The 20,594-nt window shown below is 71.9% G+C and carries 24 protein-coding genes; 5 read left to right on the top strand and 19 right to left on the bottom strand.

Translation table 11 applies throughout. The features are described 5' to 3' along the window. Positions 1 to 26: 26 nt before the first annotated feature. A complete protein-coding gene (locus AB0O93_RS02455) occupies positions 27 to 581 on the bottom strand; it encodes an XRE family transcriptional regulator (RefSeq protein WP_363340167.1) in 555 nt (184 codons plus the stop codon). A 69-nt stretch (positions 582 to 650) separates the two neighbouring features. Between AB0O93_RS02455 and AB0O93_RS02450 the strand changes: the two genes are divergently transcribed. The 3 genes from AB0O93_RS02450 (at position 651) to AB0O93_RS02440 (ending at position 2,679) form a co-directional block, all read left to right on the top strand. After that, on the top strand, positions 651 to 2,210 hold the full coding sequence (locus AB0O93_RS02450) for a bifunctional NAD(P)/FAD-dependent oxidoreductase/class I SAM-dependent methyltransferase (RefSeq protein WP_363340166.1): 1,560 nt from the start codon (positions 651 to 653) through the stop codon (positions 2,208 to 2,210). 92 nt (positions 2,211 to 2,302) lie between these two features. Then, on the top strand, positions 2,303 to 2,455 hold the full coding sequence (locus AB0O93_RS02445) for a hypothetical protein (protein ID WP_363340164.1): 153 nt from the start codon (positions 2,303 to 2,305) through the stop codon (positions 2,453 to 2,455). Next, positions 2,452 to 2,679, top strand: coding sequence for a DUF2945 domain-containing protein (locus tag AB0O93_RS02440; RefSeq protein ID WP_363340162.1), 228 nt, complete (start codon positions 2,452 to 2,454; stop codon positions 2,677 to 2,679). The genes AB0O93_RS02445 and AB0O93_RS02440 overlap by 4 nt, the downstream gene beginning before the upstream one ends. Before the next feature lie 8 nt (positions 2,680 to 2,687). Here the strand turns inward: AB0O93_RS02440 and AB0O93_RS02435 are convergent, their stop codons facing one another. The 3 genes from AB0O93_RS02435 to AB0O93_RS02425 form a co-directional block, all read right to left on the bottom strand. Then, positions 2,688 to 4,061, bottom strand: a complete 1,374-nt coding sequence (locus AB0O93_RS02435; RefSeq protein WP_363340160.1) for a Cpe/LpqF family protein — start codon at positions 4,059 to 4,061, stop codon at positions 2,688 to 2,690. 104 nt (positions 4,062 to 4,165) lie between these two features. Continuing rightward, positions 4,166 to 4,879, bottom strand: a complete 714-nt coding sequence (locus tag AB0O93_RS02430) for a hypothetical protein (protein ID WP_363340158.1) — start codon at positions 4,877 to 4,879, stop codon at positions 4,166 to 4,168. Beyond that, positions 4,866 to 5,450 carry a sigma-70 family RNA polymerase sigma factor gene (locus AB0O93_RS02425; protein ID WP_363340156.1) on the bottom strand — a complete coding sequence of 195 codons (585 nt, stop codon included), beginning with the start codon at positions 5,448 to 5,450 and terminating at the stop codon, positions 4,866 to 4,868. Before AB0O93_RS02425 ends, AB0O93_RS02430 begins: the two co-directional genes overlap by 14 nt. 154 nt (positions 5,451 to 5,604) lie before the next feature. Between AB0O93_RS02425 and AB0O93_RS02420 the strand changes: the two genes are divergently transcribed. Both AB0O93_RS02420 and AB0O93_RS02415 read left to right on the top strand, forming a co-directional pair. Beyond that, positions 5,605 to 6,315, top strand: a complete 711-nt coding sequence (locus tag AB0O93_RS02420; protein WP_363340154.1) for a CHRD domain-containing protein — start codon at positions 5,605 to 5,607, stop codon at positions 6,313 to 6,315. After that, positions 6,312 to 6,986, top strand: coding sequence for a class F sortase (locus AB0O93_RS02415; RefSeq protein WP_363340152.1), 675 nt, complete (start codon positions 6,312 to 6,314; stop codon positions 6,984 to 6,986). Before AB0O93_RS02420 ends, AB0O93_RS02415 begins: the two co-directional genes overlap by 4 nt. A 51-nt stretch (positions 6,987 to 7,037) precedes the next feature. On the opposite strand, the gene AB0O93_RS02410 is transcribed toward AB0O93_RS02415, so the two are convergent. From AB0O93_RS02410 to AB0O93_RS02340, 15 genes are all read right to left on the bottom strand, one after another. Beyond that, positions 7,038 to 7,823: a polyprenol monophosphomannose synthase gene (locus tag AB0O93_RS02410; protein WP_363340150.1), complete on the bottom strand. Its 786-nt coding sequence runs from the start codon at positions 7,821 to 7,823 to the stop codon at positions 7,038 to 7,040. 31 nt (positions 7,824 to 7,854) lie between these two features. Then, positions 7,855 to 8,505: a sortase gene (locus AB0O93_RS02405; RefSeq protein WP_363340148.1), complete on the bottom strand. Its 651-nt coding sequence runs from the start codon at positions 8,503 to 8,505 to the stop codon at positions 7,855 to 7,857. Continuing rightward, positions 8,502 to 9,674: a glycosyl hydrolase family 8 gene (locus AB0O93_RS02400; protein WP_363340146.1), complete on the bottom strand. Its 1,173-nt coding sequence runs from the start codon at positions 9,672 to 9,674 to the stop codon at positions 8,502 to 8,504. Before AB0O93_RS02400 ends, AB0O93_RS02405 begins: the two co-directional genes overlap by 4 nt. Further along, the gene (locus AB0O93_RS02395; RefSeq protein WP_363340144.1) at positions 9,674 to 10,507 is read right to left on the bottom strand and encodes a DUF4397 domain-containing protein; all 834 of its coding nucleotides are present in this window, start codon (positions 10,505 to 10,507) and stop codon (positions 9,674 to 9,676) included. The genes AB0O93_RS02400 and AB0O93_RS02395 overlap by 1 nt, the downstream gene beginning before the upstream one ends. 63 nt (positions 10,508 to 10,570) lie before the next feature. Next, positions 10,571 to 12,574 carry a glycosyltransferase family 39 protein gene (locus AB0O93_RS02390; RefSeq protein ID WP_363340142.1) on the bottom strand — a complete coding sequence of 668 codons (2,004 nt, stop codon included), beginning with the start codon at positions 12,572 to 12,574 and terminating at the stop codon, positions 10,571 to 10,573. After that, complete coding sequence (locus tag AB0O93_RS02385) at positions 12,571 to 14,043, bottom strand: glycosyltransferase (protein ID WP_363340140.1); 1,473 nt, start codon at positions 14,041 to 14,043, stop codon at positions 12,571 to 12,573. The genes AB0O93_RS02390 and AB0O93_RS02385 overlap by 4 nt, the downstream gene beginning before the upstream one ends. A gap of 4 nt (positions 14,044 to 14,047) precedes the next feature. After that, entirely contained in the window at positions 14,048 to 14,539 is a 492-nt protein-coding gene (locus tag AB0O93_RS02380; protein WP_363340138.1) for a GtrA family protein, read from the bottom strand. 112 nt (positions 14,540 to 14,651) lie between these two features. Then, positions 14,652 to 15,404 (bottom strand): ATP-binding cassette domain-containing protein, encoded by a 753-nt coding sequence (locus AB0O93_RS02375; RefSeq protein WP_363340136.1) that lies wholly within the window; start codon positions 15,402 to 15,404, stop codon positions 14,652 to 14,654. A 1-nt stretch (position 15,405) separates the two neighbouring features. Then, positions 15,406 to 16,392: an iron chelate uptake ABC transporter family permease subunit gene (locus AB0O93_RS02370; protein ID WP_363340134.1), complete on the bottom strand. Its 987-nt coding sequence runs from the start codon at positions 16,390 to 16,392 to the stop codon at positions 15,406 to 15,408. Beyond that, complete coding sequence (locus tag AB0O93_RS02365; RefSeq protein WP_363340132.1) at positions 16,389 to 17,339, bottom strand: iron chelate uptake ABC transporter family permease subunit; 951 nt, start codon at positions 17,337 to 17,339, stop codon at positions 16,389 to 16,391. Before AB0O93_RS02365 ends, AB0O93_RS02370 begins: the two co-directional genes overlap by 4 nt. 58 nt (positions 17,340 to 17,397) lie before the next feature. After that, on the bottom strand, positions 17,398 to 18,444 hold the full coding sequence (locus tag AB0O93_RS02360; protein ID WP_363340130.1) for an ABC transporter substrate-binding protein: 1,047 nt from the start codon (positions 18,442 to 18,444) through the stop codon (positions 17,398 to 17,400). A 96-nt stretch (positions 18,445 to 18,540) separates the two neighbouring features. Further along, positions 18,541 to 18,894 (bottom strand): hypothetical protein, encoded by a 354-nt coding sequence (locus AB0O93_RS02355; RefSeq protein WP_363340128.1) that lies wholly within the window; start codon positions 18,892 to 18,894, stop codon positions 18,541 to 18,543. A 143-nt stretch (positions 18,895 to 19,037) separates the two neighbouring features. Further along, a complete protein-coding gene (locus tag AB0O93_RS02350) occupies positions 19,038 to 19,640 on the bottom strand; it encodes a hypothetical protein (RefSeq protein ID WP_363340126.1) in 603 nt (200 codons plus the stop codon). Positions 19,641 to 19,813: 173 nt separating this feature from the next. Beyond that, positions 19,814 to 20,209, bottom strand: a complete 396-nt coding sequence (locus AB0O93_RS02345) for a bleomycin resistance protein (RefSeq protein WP_363340124.1) — start codon at positions 20,207 to 20,209, stop codon at positions 19,814 to 19,816. A 74-nt stretch (positions 20,210 to 20,283) separates the two neighbouring features. After that, positions 20,284 to 20,586, bottom strand: coding sequence for a hypothetical protein (locus AB0O93_RS02340; protein WP_363340122.1), 303 nt, complete (start codon positions 20,584 to 20,586; stop codon positions 20,284 to 20,286). Between the last annotated feature and the right edge of the window lie 8 nt (positions 20,587 to 20,594).

Here is a 20,594-nt window from a genome sequence, read left to right as displayed (position 1 = left end):
GCGCCCTGAACGGCGGACGCCCGGCGTCAGCCGTCCGACGTCCGGGTGTGCAGCCGCTCCCCCTCGGCGTTGAAGATGCTCAGCACCTCGGCGCGACGCGGCCCGGGCGCCCACATAGCGTGCGGCTCGCGGGTGTCGAACTGCGCCGCCTCCCCGCGTCCGAGATCGAGCTCCTCGTCGCCGAGACGCAGCCGCAGACGCCCCGAGAGGACGTAGAGCCACTCCCAGCCGTCGTGTATGCGCGGCTCGGGAGCCTCGCTCCGCGGCTCGTAGACGATCTTGAAGGCCTGCACGGGTGATTGCTCGGCGGTGAGCGGCGCGATGATCATCCCCTCCGCGCGGCGTGCGGGGCGGCGCACCCGTGGATCCCGCGCGGGCTCGACGAGGAGATCGTCGATACGGATGCCGAGGGCCCGCGTCACCGGGAGCAGGAGCTCGAGGCTCGCCTGGCGTTTCCCGGACTCCAGCCGCGACAGGGTGCTGGGCGAGATCCCGGCTGCGCGCGACAGGTCGTCGAGGGTCCACTCGCGGGCGCGCCGGGCTTCGCGCAGGCGCGGTCCGAGTCGGTCGAGTTCGCTCACGGCATCCTCCTCTTGCTGATTCCGCATATCAGCTTGCCATCATTGCACTCCTGCTCGCACGATGGGCACATGCACACCTGGGATGCCCTCATCGTCGGATCCGGACCCGCGGGCCTGGCCGCAGCACTCATGCTCGGCCGCGCGCGCCGCCGCGTGCTGGTCGTGGACGACGACCTGCCACGCAACCGCTTCGCCGGGCATATGCACGCGGTCGTCGGGTTCGACGGCATCGCGCCGACGGAGCTCGCCGCCCGGGGCCGCGCGGAGGCCGCCCGTTACGGGGTCGAGTTCCGGAGCGCCCGCGTCACGAGCGTCGCCGACACGACACCGGCGCGGGATGCCGGGCTCCGCGTGACGATCACCGGCGGCGACACCCTGACGGCGCGCGTCGTGATCGCCGCGAGCGGCATCGCCGACGAGCTCCCGGCGATCCCGGGCCTCGCCGAGCACTGGGGGACGCATGTGCTCCACTGCCCGTACTGCCACGGCTGGGAGGTGCGGGACCGCAGGCTCGGCGTGCTGCTCACCTCGCCGCTCGGCGTCCATCAGGCCGACCTCGTGCGGCAGTGGAGCGCCGACCTGACCGTGTTCACCCAGGGTCTCGCCCTCGACGACGAGGCACGGCATCGCCTCGAGGCACGCGGCTCCCGCATCGTCCCGTCGCCCGTGACGGCGCTCACGAGCGCGGACGGCGCCCTCACCGGCGCGACCCTCGCCGACGGCACGTCCGTGCCCCTCGACGCCCTGTTCGTCGCGGCGATCCCGCGCCCGCGTGACGCGTACCTCGACGCGCTCGACCTCCCCCGCGACGACGAGGCTCCGGGTCGCCCGATCGCGACCGACCCGATGGGCCGCACCGCGCACCCGCGGGTGTGGGTCGCGGGCAACGTCGTCAGCGCATTCGCCAACGTCCCCCTGTCGCTCGGCCAGGGGTCGATGGCGGGCGCGGGCGCGAACATGACCCTCGTGGAGGACGAGATCCGGGCAGCCCTGGCGACGGATGCCGCACCCCCGGCCGATCCGGCGGCCCACTGGGAGGCGCGCTACGCCGAGCGGCCCGCGATCTGGTCGGGCCGGGTCAACGCCGCCCTCGCCGACGTGGTCGCCGCCCTTCCCCCGGGTCGCGCGCTCGACCTCGGGTGCGGGGAAGGCGGAGACGCGGTGTGGCTGGGCCGCGCCGGATGGCAGGTCACGGGGCTCGACATCTCACCGACGGCAGTCGAGCGTGCCCGTCGCGCCGCCGACGATGCGGGGGTGGGCGAGAGGACGCGGTTCGTCGCGACCGACCTCGCCGAGATCTCCGCGTTCGAGCCCGCCGACCTGGTTCTAGCCAGTTTCCTGCACTCCACGGTCGACCTCCCTCGCACGGAGATCCTCCGTCGCGCCGCGGCCGCCGTCGTCCCCGGGGGCCGCCTGCTCGTCATCGGTCACGCCGAGCCGCCGCCGTGGGCGCGCCACCACGGCCGGCACGCGCCGATGTCCACGCCCAGCGAGGATCGCGCGGCGCTCGCCCTCGACCCGACAGAGTGGAGCGTCGAGATCGAAGAACTTCGCGACCGCGCCGCGACCTCACCCGACGGCGAGACGGTGACCCTCCGCGACGGGATCCTGCTCCTGCGTCGGCGCTGACGCCGACCCGGAAACCGGATCGGGCCTACCGAGCGCGGGGGCCGCGCGTCAACCCCCTTCGGCCGGACGCTCGGATTTGGTGGACTACCGCCATGACCGACGCTTCGATCCCGCCTCGCACCCCCGGTCCCGAACCGGACACCTCCACCGCCGCGCAGTCGGTGCACGTCGACGACGACCTCGACCCCGAAGACGCCCCCGCCATGGTCGACGAGGGCGACGACGTCGAGGGGGTCCAGCCGTGAGCGCCCCGAAGCCCCTTCAGAAGGGCGACCGGGTGAGCTGGAACACGCCGCAGGGGCGGACGCAGGGACGCATCGTCGAGCGGCGCACGTCCGACTTCACCTTCGCCGACCAGGACTTCATCGCCACCGAGAAGGAACCGGCGTACATCGTCGAGTCGGAGAAGTCCGGCAAGAAGGCCGCCCACCAGCGCGCGGGCCTGCGGAAGATCGCCGCGAAGGACTGAGGCGGGCGCTATCCGTCGCCGTCCTCAGCGAGGAGGGCGGCGGCGTCTTGCGCGAAACCGAACACCGTCGTGAGCGCCGGCATGTCGGCGGGATTCTCCGTGGCGGCCGTGACGACCACGACCGTCGCCGGTCGCCCGGGCGCCTCGAGCAGCCATGACCCCGCGAGCACGCCGACCGAGCTCCCGCCCTTGTAGGCGGCGACGTCCCAGGCCTCGTCGAACGCGACCCCGGGATTCGCCGACAGGATGCCGCGCACCGGCGCCCCCGCCTCGGTCTCGGTCGCGGCCTGCAACGCCGCGTGGACGGCCACCACGTCGGCGTGCGTCGCGAACCAGTCGGCACCGTCGGTCCAGGCCGCCTGCCCCGCGTCGATCGCCGACACCGGAGGCACCCCGGCGGGGAGGTCCGCCAGCACCGCTTCCCGTTCCGCCGGACCGGATGCCGCGCTCCAGCGCTCCGCGAGGGCGTCATCTCCCCATCCGAGCCAGAAGAGCGCACGCGTGGATGGGAAGGGCACGTCGATGTCGAGCCGCGAGTACCCGGTCTCGGCGAGGGCGGCGGTGACGGCATCCGTGCCGACCGCGCGCATGAGGGCATCCGTGGCGGTGTTGTCGCTGATGGCGATCATCTTCTCCGCCGCCTCCTGCACGGTGACCTCGGCACCGTCAGGGAGGTTCTGCAACTCTCCGCTCGGGAGGCTCCGCACCTCGGGGTCGATCGTGACGGTGTCGTCCCACGCGAGCGTGCCGGCCCCGACGGCGTCGACCACCGCGAGGAGCACCCACAGCTTGAACACCGATCCGATCGGATGCGCGCCTCCCGGTCCGATTTCGAGCACGGGTTCGTCGGCTCCGAGCTCGGTCACCGTGAGCGAGACGACGCCTGTCTCCTCCACCTCCGCGCTCAGCGCATCGAGGTCCGCCGCCGGGGTGCGGTCGGGGGCGGGCTCGGCGAAGAGGAGTCCGGTCATCCGCCCGGCGGCGCTGACGGCGACCGACATGTCGAACGCCGTCGACCCGGCCGCGATGCCCGCCACGGCCTGCGCGTCATCGCCCTCGTAGGAGGTCACCGTCCACGGCCCGAGCGTCCGGAGCTCGGCGAACACCGCCAGCAGGTCGTCGGCCGACAGCTCTGCGAGCGCCGTCTCGTCGAAGCGGGCTTCGATCTCGCCGGCGCTGCTCGGCTCGCCCGCGTTGATCTCGTCGAGCACCCACTGCGCCTGCGCACCGACGGGGGTGTCCGGGATCGCCACCGGCGTCGGGGTGGAATCGGCGCCCCCTCCCCCCGGTGCGCAGGCTCCGAGCGCGAGGGCGGCCGCGGCGAGCGCGGCCCCGATGACGACGCGGACAGGACGGGGAGACGGATGCCGGGGAGTGGACATGCCTCCAGCCTGCCGCGCCGCGGGGGCTCCCACCTCCCCCGCGCGTCGGAGATCGCTCCCCCGGGCGAGGGGTCGCGCCGGGCCTGCCCGAACCCGCGCCCGGCTCAGGCGTCGGGCAGCTCCGCCCCGGCGACGACGTCGGAGCCCGCATCGCGGATCTCCAGGCGCACCGCGTCCTCGCGGAGGAGCGCGGCGTTCAGCCGGCAGACGATCGGCACCTCCGACCCGAGCATCTCCCCCGCCGAGTATTCGGCGCCGTCCGCGCCCACGAAGACCACGGCGTACGTCTCTCCCACGGCGAGACCCTGGATCTCGAGGAGCGCCTCCGTGCCCCACGTGTGGGCGATCACGTCGGCGTCGACATCGATGCCCGGGTCGGCGCGCATGGTGACGGGCTCGATCGCCCCGAGCGTCCCCGCGGGGCCGGTCGGCGCAGGCTCGGCGATCGTCGGCCCGGGATCGGATGGCGCGAGCGAGGCGATCCCCACCCCGGTGACGACGCCGACCACGAGGCAGGCGGCGGCGAGGAGCGGCGCGAATCCGCGTCGCGCGGGGGCCGGGGCGGCGGAGCCGACGGAGGACGCGACGCCGGTCGCCCCGAGAACGCGTTCGCGGAGGGCGGCGCTCACCGGCAGCTCCCGCCAGCCGTCTCCCTCGATCGACACGCGCTCGGCGACGCTCCGCAGCGAAGCGATCTCCTCGTCGATCCACGAGTGCACCGTCCGCAGCTCGTCGAGCTCGACCCGCTCGATGGGGGTGAGATCACCCGCCACGGCGGCCGCGATCAGTTCTTCGATCCGTTCGTCACGCGCGCGCATCGTCGTCCTCCGTCTGCTCCAGGTGTCCTCTGAGCGCCCGCAGCGCATGGTACGCGCGGGTCCGCCACGTCGCGACCGGAACGCCGGTCGCCTCGGCCAGTTCGCGGTAGGTCCGCCCGTGGAGGTGCACGGCGACGACCGCTTCCCGGTGCGCGTCCGACAGGCGCGCCAGCGCCTCGACGAGCGCCAGCCGCTCCAGCGGATCGGCCTCGCCCGCGGTGATCTCCTCGAGCTCGGCATCCGAGCCGATCCGCGGCATGCGGGCACGCTGGCGCAGGGCGTCGGCGATGACGTTGCGCGCGATGGCGAAGAGCCAGGTGCGTTCCGTGGCCCGATCGGCGTCGAATCTCTCGCGCGCCCGCCAGGCGCGCAGGAACACCTCCTGCACGCAGTCCTCCGCGACGCTGCGGTCGCGGACGGCGTTCACCGCGAACCCGAGGAGGGCGCCGGCATGCGCGTCGAAGGCAGCGGTGGTGTCGAACGAGGCGTCGGTGCGCGTGTGCCCGGGACCGCCGGCATCCGCATCGTCGACCGCGCGGGTCGGCGGCGTCCGTCGTCGCGCAGCGTGCATGCGGTGCTCCTCTCGATCCGCTCCCCGGGGGATACGTCCGTTGCCGGCGAAGCGTTCATCGAGAAATTCGTAGGCACACGATGAACGGATGCCGCATGCCCGGCGTATGTCCCCGCAACGGATGCATCCGGCATCCCGTCGAAAGGTTCAGGACATGCTGAAGAAGACATCGCCGCTGGCCGTCACGATCGGAGTCGCTGCCGCCGCCGGCCTGCTCCTCACCGGTCCCGCCGCGCACGCCGACACCGAGGTCGACGAGCCCTCGTCGTTCACGAGCGCCTTCACCGTGATGGCCACCCCCGACAACGTCGTCAACAGCGACGGCGAAGCCGCCCCGGGCGAGGAGGGGGCGAGCGGGACGTTCACGTTCCGCATCAACTCCGACGAGGAGATCATCTGCTACGACATCCGGTTGGAAGGCGTCTCGGGCGACTACGAGAGCCCGGCGCGCACCGCCACCCACATCCACCAGGCCGACGCCGGTCAGTCCGGGCCGCCGCGGATCGCGTTCCCGAACCCCGAGCCGGTCGGTGACGGCCCGCGCACGTCGTCCGGCTGCATGCAGGGCCCCTTCACCACGGGAATCGAGAACGACGGCGTCGACACCGGCGACGGCTTCTCGCTCGCCGAGATCGAGGCCAACCCCGCCGGCTTCTCCGCCGACTCGCACACCGTCGACTTCGTCGCGGGCGTCGTGCGCGGCCAGCTGACCGAGATCCCGGTCGGCGGCGTCGACACCGGCGCGGGCGGCACCGCCGCGACCTCGTCGTCGACGGGCATCGTCGCCGGAGCCGCGGTGGGTGGCCTCGCCCTCGCCGCTGCCGCCGGTCTCGTCGTGTGGCGTCGCCGCACGGCCACCTCGTGACCGCATCGCCCTCAGCGCCGGGGCGTTCCGCGCACATGCGCGGGGCGCCCCGGCGCGGTCGTGCGCGTGGCGCGGCGATCACCGCGGCGGTGCTCCTGTCGATCACGCTGACGTCGTGCGCGACCGGCGAGACGACGGATGCCGCGTCCGCGCCGCCCGCGACGGCTTCCGCCTCCCCCGCCCCGTCGCCGCCGGCCACCCCGGCGCCCGCGCCGTCCCCGAGTGCCGAGCAGCCTCCGCCGACGCAGGTGACGATCCCCGCGATCGAGCTGGACGAGCCGCTCATCGACCTGGGTCTGCAGGCGGACGGGTCGATGGAGGTGCCCGTCGACTTCGACGACGTCGGCTGGTACACCCCCGGCGGTCGCCCGGGCGGGCGCGGGCCCGTCGTCATCGCCGGGCATGTGGACTCCCCGACCGGCCCCGCCGTCTTCCTCCGCCTGAAGGAACTCGTCCCGGGCGACACCGTCACCGTGACCGCCGCCGACGGCACGCCCCACGACTATGTCGTGACCGAGGTGCGGGATGTCGCGAAGAACGCGTTCCCCACGGCCGAGGTCTTCGGCGCCACCGCGACCGACACCCTGCGGCTCATCACATGCGGCGGCCTCTTCGACACCGCCGCGGCGTCCTACACCGACAACCGCGTCGTCTTCGCCGAACGCGTGTGAGGGTCGGGGCGCGGAGCCCCGACCCTCGTTCGCGCATCCCGCCGGACGCGCTCAGCGCGGCAGCACGCGGTGCGACACCGCGCGCACCGAGGGCAGTGCGCCCCGGCCGCGGACGACGCGCACGGCGTTCTGCATCGCGCGGCGCAGTCCCCACACCGTCACACGGATGAGGGACTCGCCCACGATCGCCCCGCTCATCTTGGACTCGCCGTGCTCGCGCTCGACGAAGACGATCGGAACCTCCACGACCCGCAGCCCCCGCTGCAGCGCGCGCCACACGAGGTCGACCTGGAAGCAGTAGCCCTGGGACGCCACATCGGCGAGATCGAGTCGCCGGAGCGCGTCGGCGCGGAACACCCGATAGCCGCCCGTGGCGTCGCGCACGTCGATCGCGAGGACCGTGCGCGCGTACGCGTTTCCACCCCGACTGAGCAGCTCGCGCCGGCGGGGCCAGTTCACCACGCGACCGCCCGGGACCCAGCGCGAGCCGAGCACCAGGTCATGCTCGACGAGCTGATCGACCATGCGCGGCAGGTCCTCGGGGCGGTGCGAGCCGTCGGCGTCCATCTCCACCAGTGCCCAGTAGCCGCGGGCGAGTCCCCACGCGAAGCCCGCGAGGTACGCGCCGCCGAGTCCGTCCTTGACGGTCCGGTGGAGGACGTGGACCTCCGGATGCCGCTCGGCGAGCGCGTCGGCGAGCTCTCCCGTGCCGTCCGGCGAGGAGTCGTCGACGATGAGGACGTCGGTGTGGGCGTTCGCGGCGAGGACGCGCGCGACGATCGGCTCGAGGTTGTCGATCTCGTTGTAGGTCGGTATCACGACCAGGGTGTTCAGCACGGTTCGGGCTCCTTCGGGTGAGGCCGGGTGATCAGGGGGCGAGCGAGGCGAAGAGGATGAGGTTGTCGGTGTAGTGGCCGGTGGCGGGGTCGAACGACCCGGCGCAGGTGATCAGTCGCAGCTGCGGGGTCGGGACGTTCCGGTACACCGCGTCCGTGGGGAACGTGGCCTTCTCGGACTGCATCCGCCCGGTGACGACGAAGCGCACCTCGGAGCCGTCCGACATCTCCACGACGACCTCGGCGCCGTCGGCGACGGTCGGGAGATCCGTGAAGACGGCAGGACCGGTCGGCGAGTCGATGTGCCCGGCGATGATGGCCGGTCCCACCTCCCCCGGGACGACACCATCGGTGTACCAGCCCGCGAGGTCGTAGTCCTCGGGGTCGGTGAGTTCGCCGCCGGCGCCCAGGACGAGGTCCTCGAGAGAGGACGAGACGCCGATCGAGGGGATCGTGATGCGGACGGGGATGCCGCGATCGGCGTCCGGTGTCGCCGCGGCGGGATCCTGAAGGCCACCCGCGGCGAACGGATTCTCCTCCTCGGAGGCGACGGCGGTCGGCGCCGCGTCCGCGCGGCCGGCAGAGGTCGCCGACACGATCGCGACGGTGCCGGCGATGACGGCGATGATCGCCACGGCGACGACCGCCCAGACGATCCGCCCTCGCGTCAGCACGGCGCTCACGACACACCCCGCTCGGAGCCGCATCCGCCGATGGGCGTGTCGCCGAGCATCGCCGCCGCGAGCATGGCCCACGCGCGGCCGTAGTAGGTGGGATGCTGGTCGGCGAACTCCGCGGCGGCGGCGAGATCGGTCCGCGCGGCGGACGCATCGCCGGTGGCCGCAGCAGAGGCGGCGCGAGCGGCGAGCGCGAGCGGGGACGTCTCCTCCGTCAGTGCGCCGCCGCCGAGGTCCATGCGGGCGGCCGGGGTCTCCTCGTACGACAACGTCGGCAGGATCTGCCCGGCCAGCGCGAGATCGGACTCCGTGCACGACTCGGCGTAGCGGAGCGCGAAGCGCGCGGCGTCGTACCCGTACTCCACACCCGCGCCCCCGCCGAAGGGGCCCGGCATGGGCTCGACGGCGCCGTCCGCGGTCAGCTGCACCCAGTCGGCGGGAAGGGGTGCCGTCTCGAGCACCGCGGTGGTGACCGCCGCACTGCCGTCGGCGAGCTCCTGCCACCGAGCATCCCCCGTCGCCTCGGCGAGGATCGGGTAGGCCGCCGGTGATGCGTAGCTGGGGTTGTAGGGCACCGGATCGCGATCCGTGGCCCACAGGCCCGGCAGCAGCACCGTGCCGAAAGCGGTGTCGGCGGTGAGCTCGTCGAGGAGCGCCGTGGCCAGCTCCACACCGTCGGCGGTGAGGTCTTCGCGGCCGAAGAGGGTTCCCGCCTGGACGAGGGCCCGCGCGGTGTCGAGGTCGGCGTCGGAAGCCGGCTCGTCGTCGACGACCGCCCCGTCGTCCCAGCGCCACGCGAGCAGCGCGTCCGGGCGGACGAGCTCGGCGCGCGTCCAGTCCCAGATCTCGTCGAAGGTCGTCTCGTCCCGCGCGACGACGGCGGCGAGCAGCCCGTAGGCCTGGCCTTCGCTCACGGTGTCGCCACCCTGGTCGCGGCGGACCACACGCCCGTCGTCGACCCAGTCGGCGAGGAACGCCTCCGCGTGGGCGACGGCATCCGTCCCCGACACCGCAGAGGTCTCCTCCGGGCTGACGGGAGCGGAGGACGAGGGGGGCTCCGGCGAGGCCGTCACGGCACCGCGGAGGCCACCGCCGCTGCCGACGGCGAGCACGGCGATCGTGGCGACGACCGCCACCGCCGACACGGCGACGACGGCGAGGGTGGCCCGGCGCATCAGACGGCCTTCGCCACGGGGAAGCCTGCGCCGAGCGCGAACGCCGGGGCGGGTGCCGAGAACAGCGCGGCGAGTCCACCACCACCGGTCTGCACCCCGCCGACGGGGATGTCACCGACCGCGGACGAGTCGAGGACCGGCATGAGGGTCAGGCCTCCGTCGGCGGTGTCGAGGACGAACAGCGTCGTGACGCTCCCCGCTCCGACCTCCACGTCGGCCATGCCCGAGGCCTCGGCGCCGTCGAGGGTCAGCTCCCACGCACCCGCGGGGATCTCGGCGTAGCCGGTGGCCGTCCCCGTCCGCGCGTCGCGCGCGATCGGCTCACCCGTGGTGGTCTCCACGTCGACGGTCGGCGTCAGGGTCGACGCCTGGATCAGCCGGATCCGGGCGTTGCCCGCGGCGGGGGTGGAGAGGTCGTCGGCGAAGGCCTTGATCTGCAGATCGTCGGACGGACCGTAGGCCGCGACCGTGGCGGCCTCGCCGTCCGAGACGGTCACGGTCGACGACAGGACCGGAACCGTGGTCTCGTCGGCGCCGGCGGGGACCATGCTCACCGCGTACGAGCCGGCCGGAAGCTCGGTGTAGTCGGAGACGTCGCCGTACCCGACGGATTCGAGCTCGAACTCCGTCGACCCGCCGGCGAGCGCCGACACGCGCACGTCGACCGACTTCGTGTCGGGCGACAGGTGACCGAGCCGCAGCCATCCGGCGCCGTCCGCCTCGGCGGTCACCGCCTGGGCGGGTGCGGCGAGGGCGAGTGAGGCGACGACGGCGGCTGCGGCGGACAGGGCGATCACGCGCGCGGAGCGGCGGGGGGAACGGGACTTCGTCATGGGATTCTCCTTCTTCGGGTGGAGGGACATCGGTGTACGGGTGGGGGATTCGATTCGACGGGGTCAGGCGATCAGCGGTACAAGGGCGAACGGGAACCGGAGCACCAGCGCGTCACCGGCGACCTCGACCTCGGTCGGGGCGAAACGCCCCTCGAGACCGTCGAGGAGCAGCTGCGCCTCCGCGCTCGGGCGCCCGTCGACGACGGCGGCGGAGCCTGCGACCGCGGACAGGGCGACCTGACGGATGCCGGTGCCCACGGCGTCTTCCCCCTCGCCGTCGACGGCGGGAAGACCCGCGACAGCCACCTCTCCCCCGCCCGCGAGCGAGCCGAGGAGCGCCGAGATGCGGGCGTCGACCGCACCGGAGCGGAGGAGATCGCGATCGGCGTCGGAGAGCGCGACCCGGGGGTTCTCGGCGACCTGCGCACCCAGCGCGGTGTTGGTCTGCGCGGCGGCGTCGACGGAGGCGGTCGCCGCCTCCGGTCCATCCAGGACGACGCGCCGCACCTCGACCGCCTGCGGGCCGGAGCCGAACGCCGCGACGACGACGGAGTTGTCGATCGCCTGCTTCACCTGCGGGAAGCTCGAGGGGAACGTCCGCATCGAGTCGGTGGTGATGATGTAGTCGGCGTCGCGCCACCCGTTGGGCGACTGCGCCGCCACGGCCGGGTCGGTGTCGAGCTTGTAGTACCAGACGACGTTCTCGCGCTCCCACCCGGCCTGTACGAGATCGACCCACATGGCGTCGTCGACGATCAGACGGTCCTCCCGCGCGACGTTCTCGCCGAGCCACGTCTGCGCGTCCCGCATCGGCTCGTCGAGGTCGGACAGGACGAAACCGCGCAGCTGGGCGAACCACAGCGGTCCCGCGGCGATCGCGGCGGCGGCGGACGCGGCGACGACCGCTCCGGCCAAGATCCGGCGACCCCGCGGCATCCGGTCGCGGGTCTTCCTCGACAGGGTGCGCACGGCCCGCTCGACGACGCCGGCGATCAGCAGCGCGCCGAAGGGGATCAGCATGATCACGTAGGGAACCGGGAGGTAGCCGCCCGGGCGGAGCATGAAAGCGGTGAGGGCGAGCACGAGGACCGCATAGGGCCGCAGGCGCCGCTGAGTGAGCGCGAGGGCCGCGGCCACCAGCGCGGTGACGATGAACACCGGGTCCAGCTGCCACCACATCCCGAGGGTCCGCGCCGACAGCGACCCGGCGTCGAAGAGGGATCCGCTGGCGTCGCGGTTCACGAGCTGGAAGAGCACGCCGTCCATGAGGCTCACGCGCTCCGGTGACGAGAAGAGCTCGCCCTTGATCGCTGCGAGCAGCAGGTAGCTCCCGCCGATGAGGACCAGGATGCTGGCGGCCACCGAGACGGTGTAGCGGCGGGTGCTGCGGTGCGACGTGCGCAGCATCACCCAGGCGAGGAACGGCAGCGCGAGGAGGAAGGTCTCCTTCGTCAGCACGGCGACGCCGAAGGCGACCGCGGCACCGGCGAAGGCCGCGAGCTGCGCGCGACGCTCGCTGGCGAGCAGGAACGCCAGCAGCAGCCACGGCACCGCGATGTTGTCGAGGTACACCGTGCGGTGGAACTGGAGAGCCAGCGGTGACAGCGAGAACACGACGGCGGCCATCGACGCGGCGGCACGGGAGAGTCCCACCCGGCGCGCGAGGAGCCAGAGGAGCAGCGCGGCGATCAGCGAAGCGACGATGACGGCCTCGCGACCGGCGAGCACCGCGATGTCCCACCGCGCGAACGCGCCGGTGAGCTGGGCGTACCCGGCGATCTGCAACCAGCCGAGCGGCGGGTGGTCGTACCAGTAGGTGTAGTGGGCGAGCTCGCCGAAGTTCAGCACGGCCCATGCCTGCGCGGTGTAGGTGCCCTCATCGTCGATGCGCTGGGGAGCGCCGCCGATGTTGATGAAGGACACCGCCGCGGCGATGAGGAGGACGGGGGTCAGCCAGGCGATGTCGGCACGGTGCCGGACGAGCCACAGCGAGACGGCATCCGCGGACGAGCGCACGCCGTCGGCGATTGCCGGAACACCGAAGCGACGGGGGGCGATGACGGTCATCGGTCGACCCCCGCTCCGACGAGCTCGCTTTCGGCGGGTGCGGCGACGGTGGACGTCGCAGTCGAGTCGCCGCTGTCGTCTCGGTGCGCGCCGGTGTGGGCGGTCTTCTCCCAGCTGTTGTCGCCGCGCAGCTCGCGCACGACCGCGCGCATCGCGGCGAGCGCCAGGAAGACCTGGAACGGGATGGTGCCGAGGATCAGACGCGTGTAGTCGCGGACGCGGACCTTCTGCCCATAGGCCCGACCGAACTCGTTGAGGCCGGCGATCTCGACCGCCACCGTCACGAGGGTCGGCGCGAGCGGGATGAAGGTGAGGAGCGCCACGACGGTCGGGACCTTGGCGAAGAGGATGAGGAGCACCGAGAGCGGGATGAGGAGTCCGGTGGCCGCCTGCAGGAACGGCATCGCCAGCAGGTACCGTGCGAACATCCGCTGACGGGCGGTGGGGAGCTTCCGCCACTCGCCCTTCTTCAGCACCTGGAGGAAGCCCTGGTTCCAGCGGGTCCGCTGCTTGTAGAGCGACCCGAGCGACCCCGGGGTCTCCTCGCGGGTGACGTACTCGGGGCTGTAGGCCACGACGACCTTGGCGCCCTGGCTGGAAAGGCGCACCCCCAGCTCGCAGTCCTCGGCGAGGCACTCGGCATCCCAGCCGTCGTTGCGCAGCAGCGCGTCTCGACGCACGAAGACGGTGTTGCCGCCGAGCGGGATGAAGCGGGATTCGGCGTGGAAGTGCAGGCGCGACCGGAACCAGAAGTAGTACTCCAGGACGTTGCGCAGCGACCACCAGGAGGTCTGGAAGTTCATCAGCTGCACGCCGCCCTGCACGACCTCGGCGCCGGTCTCGCTGAAGCGCGAATCGATGTGACGGAGGAGCTCGGGGTGCACCTCGTCCTCGGCGTCGAAGACGCCGACGATGTCGCCCGTCGCGAACGGCAGTGCGCGGTTGAGGGCCTTCGGCTTGTTCTTCGGCACACTGTCGTCGACGACGACCTCGATGCGGTGCGGATGCCGATCGGCGGCGGCGCGGACGACCGCCTCCGTGCCGGGGTCGTCGTGCCCGACGATCGCGATAATCTGCACATGCGGATGGGTCTGCTCGGCGAGGCGGTCGAGGGTCTGCCCCATCACCTCCTCCTCGTGACGTCCGGGGACGAGGAGGGTGAAGGTGTGCGCCGGCGGAAGCGGATCGTCCGAGAAGCCGGTGCCCCGGAGGGTGCCGGTCGTACGCCAGGCGTAGAGCATCCACCACAGCGTCGTCACGGCGACGACCGTGAGCCCGACGGCGAGGGCCAGGAGCGTCGACCATCCCACCACGGCGAGCCAGTCGACGGCGGCCGCGGTGTCGGCGGGGGCGATATCCACGGGCGTGCCGCGGTTCGGCGACGGGAGCGCGGGGGCCTCGTCGGGTGCGGGCGGGAGGAGGGGATCGGCGGGCAGCGGCCCGGAGAGGGCGAGCGGGAAGGAAGACACGGGTTTACTCCTTCGAGGCGGACACGGACGGACGGAAGACGATGAGGCGGTACGCGGCGTAGCGGAACGCCGTGCCGAGGGCGAGGCCGACGACGTTGCCGGCGATGTTGTCGGCGAGCGTGGAGGTGAACCCCAGCACCTCGTGGGAGACGAACAGGCACACGGCCGCGATCGCCAGGCCGCCGGCGTTGGCGACGACGAAGAGGATGAGCTCGCTCAGCGGCGCGCGGCCGCCGCGGGCACGGAAGGTGAGGGTGCGGTGACCTATCCAGGCGACCATCGTGGCGACCGAGACCGACACGACCTTCGCGGCGATCACGCCGTCGGGGAGGACGGTGGCCCGCAGCAGGTTGTAGCCGCCGACGTCCACGACGAAGGCGAGGAGGCCGACGAGGCCGAAGACGCTCACCTCGGGAAGGAGTGCACGCACCCGCGCGCCCGCCCCGCGGAGGGCGTGGCCGAGGTGCTGCAGACGGGGGGATGCGGCGATGGTCACGGGCAAGGTTCGGGGCGACCCCCGGAACCGGTTTGGCGATGCCCGTCTCTCCCAGGCCTCTTTCAGGTACCGGTCACATGCCGTTCATGAGGGCGCACTGACCGCGCGTGAGTCACTCCCAGAGGACCACGCGGCGTCCCTCGACGTCGATCACGCGCGCGGGCGTCTCGTAGAGCGCGGAGAGCTTCTCCCCCGTCACCACCTCCGCGACGGGGCCGTGGTGCACGACCCGCCCGTCGCGCATCGCGATGATGTCATCGGCGAACTGAGCCGCGACATTGATGTCGTGGAGCACGACCACGACGGTGAGCCCCCGCTCCGCGGCGAGCTCCCGCACGAGGCGGAGGAGGCCGACGGCGTGCCGGGGATCGAGGTTGTTCAGCGGTTCGTCCAGGAGCAGGTGGGGGGTGTCCTGCGCGATCGCCATCGCCACGAACGCGCGCTGACGCTGTCCGCCGGACAGCTCGTCGAGGAATCGCGTGCGCACCGCCTCCAGGTCGAGGAGCGCGATCGCCCGCTCGACGTGCGCGCGGTCCTCGGCGGTGCGTCCCGAGCCACCGTGAGGGAAGCGACCGTAGGCGACGAGGTCCTCGACGCTGAGGCGGATCGCCAGGTGGTTGTCCTGGCGGAGGATCGCCAGGAGCCGGGCGATCTCGCGGGTCCGGGTGCGGGCGATATCGCGCCCGTCGACGGTGATCGCCCCGGCATCCGTTCCCACTAGGCGTCCGATGGCGGCGAGGAGGGTCGATTTCCCGGCACCGTTCGGGCCGATGATGGCCGTCACCCCCGGACGGATGTCGAGGGTGACGTCGTCGACGGCGACGAGCGCGCCGTGGGTCTTGGTGACGGCATCGATCGTGATCATGTCAGCGGGCCCTTCCGGTGAGGACGAGGAGGAGGAAGAAGAGTCCGCCGGCGAACTCGATCACCACGGGGAGCTCGGTGGCGAAGCCGAGGACGTGCTGGAGCAGCAGCTGCCCTCCGACGAGGGTGAGCACTCCGATCAGGACGGCGGCGGGGATGCTGAGGACGTGCCGGTGCCCGACGAGGCTGTAGGCGAGGTTCGCCACGAGAAGTCCGAGAAAGGCGACGGGGCCGACGAGTGCCGTGGAGGCGGCGACCAGCGCGGAGACCACGAGGATCACGTGCACCGAAGTCGCCCGGTGATCGACGCCGAGGGAGATCGCCCGGGATTCTCCGAGCGACATCACGTCGAGGGCTCGGCGGATCGGCCAGAGCGACGCGATCGCGACGGCGATGACGATGCCGGCGGGAAGCAGGAGCTCGCGGTCGATCGAGGTGAAACTCGCGAAGAGCAGGTTCTGGACGATGGCGAACGTGTCGGGGTCGAGTAGCCGCTGGAGGAAGGCCGTGACCGACCGGAAGAGGACGCCGAGGACGAGGCCCGCGAGCACGATCACGTGCAGGTCGAGCCGGAGGCGGACGAACAGCCACAGGTAGAGGGCGGTCACCGCCCCCGCCATGAGCACGAGCTGGACGCTCCAGGACGCCAGCGGCGGGGCCGCGACGAGCAGCGCCGGCCCGATCGCGAACGCGGTCACGACCTGGATGGCCATGTAGACCGCGTCGAAGCCCATGATCCCCGGGGTGAGGATGCGGTTGGCGGTGATCGTCTGGAACAGCACGGTCGAGACCCCGACGGCCGCCGCGGCGAGGATCATGCCGATCACCGTGCGGGAGCGGAGACCCACGACGTACTCCCACGCCGCCGGCAGATCGACGAGGAGGTACAGGGCCACCGCGGTCAGCGCGAGGAGCGCGAGGAGGGTCAGACGGAGCCGCGGCGAGCGCAGCGGCGCGAGGACGCGCGCGCGTGGGACGAGAGCGGTCATGCGTCCACCCGCGCTCTGCGCTGCCGCGCGGTCGGCCGGCGGACGGCGTCGGTGGGACGGGCGGTGCGCAGGAGGATCCAGAGGAAGACCACCCCGCCGATCACGCCCATCACGACCGAGATCGGAAGCTCGAAGGGGAAGCGCACGAGGCGACCGATGATGTCGCTGAGGAGCACGAGCGCGGCGCCGAGGAGCGCGACGAGCGGCACGGCGCGACGCATGTTGTCGCCGATGAGGCGGCTGACGACGTTCGGGGCGATGAGGCCGAGGAAGGGGATCGCGCCGGTGACGACCATCATCACGCCCGTGACGACCGCGATGATGCCCACCCCGAGCGTGCGGACACCCCGGGTGTCGAGCCCGAGTCCACGCGCGGCGTCATCGCCGAGGCCGGCGACGGTGAACCGATCGGCGGCGATCCACGCCACCAGCGCCGCCGCCGCGGCGAGGTAGAGCATCTCGTAGCGCCCGCGGAGGATGCCGGAGAAGTCGCCGATCCCCCAGCTCAGCAGCTCCTGCAGGGCATCCGTGCGATAGGCGAAGAACGTCGTGACCGCCCCGATCACCCCGCCGTAGAGGATGCCGACGATCGGCACGAGGACACTCGAGCGCGACGGGATGCGGCGGACGAGCGCGAGGAAGCCGAAGACGCCCGCGAGGGCGCCGAGGGTCGCCGCGATCGCCTTGAGCCACAGCGGCAGGCCGGGGGTCGTCAGGAGGACGATCAGGAGGGCGAGGCTCGCGGCATCCGTCGCTCCCGTCGTTCCGGGCTCGACGAAGCGGTTCCGGGTCAGCAGCTGCATGATCAGCCCGGTGATCGCGAACGCGGCACCGGCGAGGATCAGCGCGACGGTGCGCGGGAGGCGACTGGCGAAGAGGACGAAGCCGTCGAGGCGGGCCACCCCGATGAACAGCGACATCGTCGCGAGGGCGGTGACGATCACCACCCCCGCGACGATGAGCGCGGTGGGAGAGACGCGTTTCAGGGCTCGGCGCTCCCGCGGATCACGCGGCGAGCGCGTCGTCGATCGTCGTCAGGACGTTCTCGATGGCGGTGAGGCCGTTGATGACGATGTAGAGCTCGCTCGCCGGCAGGAGGATGAGGTGGTCCTCGGCGCCCGCGGTGGTGCGCTGGACGAGCTCGTTGTCGAGCGTCTCGGCCGCGCTGGAGCCTTCACCGGTGGCCGCGCCGCGATCGAACGCGATGATCCAGTCGGGGTTCGCCTCGAGGAGGAATTCGTTGGTGACGGTGTCGCCGTGCGGCGAGGCTTCGGCGCCCGGGAGCTCGAGGGCGGGGACGGCGGGGGTGAAGCCGAGGGTGTCGAAGAAGTAGCCGAAGCGCGAGCCCTCGCCGAAGGCGCCGTACTCGCCGCCCGAGACCGACAGGACGAGCGCGGTCGCATCGACCCGGCCCTCGATCGCCGCTTCGAGCTCTTCGATCCGCGCGGTCGCCGCCTCGACGGCCTCCTCGGCGCCGAAGATCTCGCCGAGCTGCGCGGCACGGCGCAGGCCCGCGGCGGGGTCGAAGGTGCCCCCGTAGGTGCCGGTGAGGTCGATCGTGGTGGCGATCTCGGCGAGCGCGTCGTACTGACCCGTGCTGCGGGCCGCGGTGACGATGAGGTCCGGCTCCAGCCCCGCAACGGCTTCGAAGTCCGGCTCGAAGAGCGTCCCCACCTTCGGCAGGTCGGCGTACTCCGAGAGGTAGTCCGGCAGGGCGATGTCGGGGATGCCGACGACGGCGTCGCCCGCGCCGATGGCGTCGAGGGTGTCCAGCGTCGCGATGTCGAAGGTCACGACCGCGTCGGGGGACGCGGCGACCTCCACCGCTTCGCGGGGGATCTCGGTGTCCTCTTCGAAGTACGTCTCGCCGCCTTCCTCGAGCTGCATGAGCGTGGGGCGGGCGTCCTCCACGACGATCGTGGCGACGTCGGCGGATGCCTCGGGGGCGGCGTCGGCGGACGGCGAGGCGCATCCGGTGACGACGAGCGCGAGGGCGGCGAGCGACGCGGCGGGGAGGAGCAGACGAGGGCGGGAAGAAAGGCGGACGTTCATGAAGGTAAGGCTAACCTAAACCACTCTCGCGGCTGGCAAACCGGTAACGCATCCCGGGCGCGTCGCGGGGTCGTCGCGGGGCTCGGGCGCCGCGGGTCAGGCGTCGGGGAACATCCCGTGCACCGACCAGCCCGCGCCGTCGCGGAGCAGGGCGATGACGGCTCGCGCCTGCGCGCGGGCGACGGACTCGTCGGCGGCGTGAACGTCGATCGCGAGCGGCGGGGCCTCGCCGAACTTGGGGATCTCGATCTCCGCCCACGCCCCGTCGGCGAGCGGCACGCGGGGGGAGGCGGTCCGCTCCCCCACGATCCGGGCGTCGGTGAGCACCGACAGGGTCTGGAGGGCGTCGACCTTGGTCACGGCATCCGACACGACGACGGTCGCGACCGCTGTGACGGGGGCGACGAGCTCCGGGTCGGGCGAGGGCGAGGCGGGTGCGGTCGGGTCCACGGCGTTCTCCGCTCGTTCGGGTTCGGTGGGGTCGGGCGACCCGTGCCGTCAGCGTACCGACGCTCCGCGCGGCGAGGGCCGAATAGGCGATGCACGCAGGCAGAGCCGGTTCGTACGCGCCGAACAACCCCGCCTCGCGGGTTCTATTGGCCCAGGTTGTCCCGCATGTCCTGGTAGGACCCCGTATCGAGCACCTCGCCGCTCACGTTGTCGACGAACTCGACGATGACGTCGATGTCGTCCGGAGCAACACTGCTGAACTGTTGGTACAGGGCGCCCTGGATGTAGAAGCCGAGGGCGAGCAAGCTCTCCAGCGCGCCATACCGGGCGGCGTCGACGGAGACCCGGAAGGAGGTCATCGAGTCGTTGAACTCGACCCCGGTGACTGAGTTCGATTCGTCGGCAATGACCTCATCGGCGGCATCCTGAGCGGATGAGCGCATACTCGCGAGCATCTCGTCTCGTTGCGGCTTCGTCATCGTGTAGACCACGGAGTCACCATCGACGACCGCGGCGATCCCGTTCTCGCTCGCGCCGGCCACGATCTGCTCGTCAGTGAGCGCGCCGCTCTGATCCAAAAGCGACCTGGCGATCCGCACGTCGACAGTCACCAGCTGTTCTTCGACCTCGATCGCGGCAGGCGACGCAGAGGTACTGCCCGCCGGGTCCTCGCCGCCGCCCGAGCAGCCGCTCAGGACAAGTGCTGTGCCCACAATGCACGCACCCAGCGCGCCACGAATCTTCACGATGCGTTCCCCCCCCAGAATCCCGTCGGTCGTCCGACCCCGTCGATCCTAGAGAGCGCCGGGGACATCCGGTCCACGTTAGAGCTGTGCGCCACCGTGGCGTGTGGCGTGGAGGCACCGCGGCATTCGATGACCATCCGTGTACGGGCAGCGCCCGCGAGCAGCGCGATGGCTCAACGTTCGTTGAGGTCGATCTTGCGTTCCTCGATCAGCGTGAGGAGGTTGCCGTCGGGGTCGACGAGGTGCCCCGCCCGAAGTCCCCATGGTTGGCGGCTCACCTCGTGGAAGCGGGGGAATCCCCGGTCTGTGATCGTGATCCCCCCTGCGACGATCGCCGCCGCGAGTTCATCCACGTCCCCGACCCGGATCGTGCAGCGCGCTGCGGTCCGCGTGGGGTCCAGATCGGCCCACAAGAAGAACTCGAGCTGCACCGAGCCGCGGTGAAGAATCATCCAACCGTCGTCACGAAACACCGTGATGAACCCGAGGCGTGCGTAGAACGCCTCGGTGCTCTCGAGATTCCTCGACGGCAGATTCGGGACGGCGCGGTCGGTGGGAGTGGCGGACACAGTCGTAGCCTGCCGCGGAGGGCCGCTATCCGCTACTGGTCGGGGCGACTCGTGGACGGAGTCCGTATACGGGCCTACGGCCTGTCCGGGTCATAGGCCGCGAAATCACTCTTGACCGTGATGCTCGGCCCGAGCTCACGCTGAAGATCGCGAACGAGAGCATGGCCCTCAGCAATCCATGCGCGGCCGACCTCAGCGTCTGGCCACTTGAACTCGAGAACGGGATCGAGAACAACTTGCCAAAGCTGGTTCCACACGCGAAACCGCTCACGCAGCTGTGGAGAGATGTCATTCGACCGAGGGACAACCTCGCGCCCACCCCACTCGGGAAAGACGAGCAGCGCACGCATTCTTACGTCGGGTTCGGCGTCATCCACTTGATGAG

This window comes from Microbacterium sp. NPDC077184 (genome assembly GCF_040687055.1).
Classification (GTDB): Bacteria; Actinomycetota; Actinomycetes; order Actinomycetales; family Microbacteriaceae; genus Microbacterium.
This window is presented reverse-complemented; position numbering and strand designations above follow the sequence as displayed.

What these genes read in the sequence shown, in the direction of transcription:
- AB0O93_RS02395 (WP_363340144.1), bottom strand. Translation starts at nt 10,507, where the DNA reads ATGACGAAGTCCCGTTCCCCCCGCCGCTCCGCGCGCGTGATCGCCCTG.
- AB0O93_RS02435 (WP_363340160.1), bottom strand. Translation starts at nt 4,061, where the DNA reads ATGTCCACTCCCCGGCATCCGTCTCCCCGTCCTGTCCGCGTCGTCATC.
- AB0O93_RS02420 (WP_363340154.1), top strand. Translation starts at nt 5,605, where the DNA reads ATGCTGAAGAAGACATCGCCGCTGGCCGTCACGATCGGAGTCGCTGCC.
- AB0O93_RS02390 (WP_363340142.1), bottom strand. Translation starts at nt 12,574, where the DNA reads ATGACCGTCATCGCCCCCCGTCGCTTCGGTGTTCCGGCAATCGCCGAC.
- AB0O93_RS02450 (WP_363340166.1), top strand. Translation starts at nt 651, where the DNA reads ATGCACACCTGGGATGCCCTCATCGTCGGATCCGGACCCGCGGGCCTG.
- AB0O93_RS02400 (WP_363340146.1), bottom strand. Translation starts at nt 9,674, where the DNA reads ATGCGCCGGGCCACCCTCGCCGTCGTCGCCGTGTCGGCGGTGGCGGTC.
- AB0O93_RS02370 (WP_363340134.1), bottom strand. Translation starts at nt 16,392, where the DNA reads ATGACCGCTCTCGTCCCACGCGCGCGCGTCCTCGCGCCGCTGCGCTCG.
- AB0O93_RS02425 (WP_363340156.1), bottom strand. Translation starts at nt 5,450, where the DNA reads ATGCACGCTGCGCGACGACGGACGCCGCCGACCCGCGCGGTCGACGAT.
- AB0O93_RS02360 (WP_363340130.1), bottom strand. Translation starts at nt 18,444, where the DNA reads ATGAACGTCCGCCTTTCTTCCCGCCCTCGTCTGCTCCTCCCCGCCGCG.
- AB0O93_RS02375 (WP_363340136.1), bottom strand. Translation starts at nt 15,404, where the DNA reads ATGATCACGATCGATGCCGTCACCAAGACCCACGGCGCGCTCGTCGCC.
- AB0O93_RS02430 (WP_363340158.1), bottom strand. Translation starts at nt 4,879, where the DNA reads ATGCGCGCGCGTGACGAACGGATCGAAGAACTGATCGCGGCCGCCGTG.
- AB0O93_RS02445 (WP_363340164.1), top strand. Translation starts at nt 2,303, where the DNA reads ATGACCGACGCTTCGATCCCGCCTCGCACCCCCGGTCCCGAACCGGAC.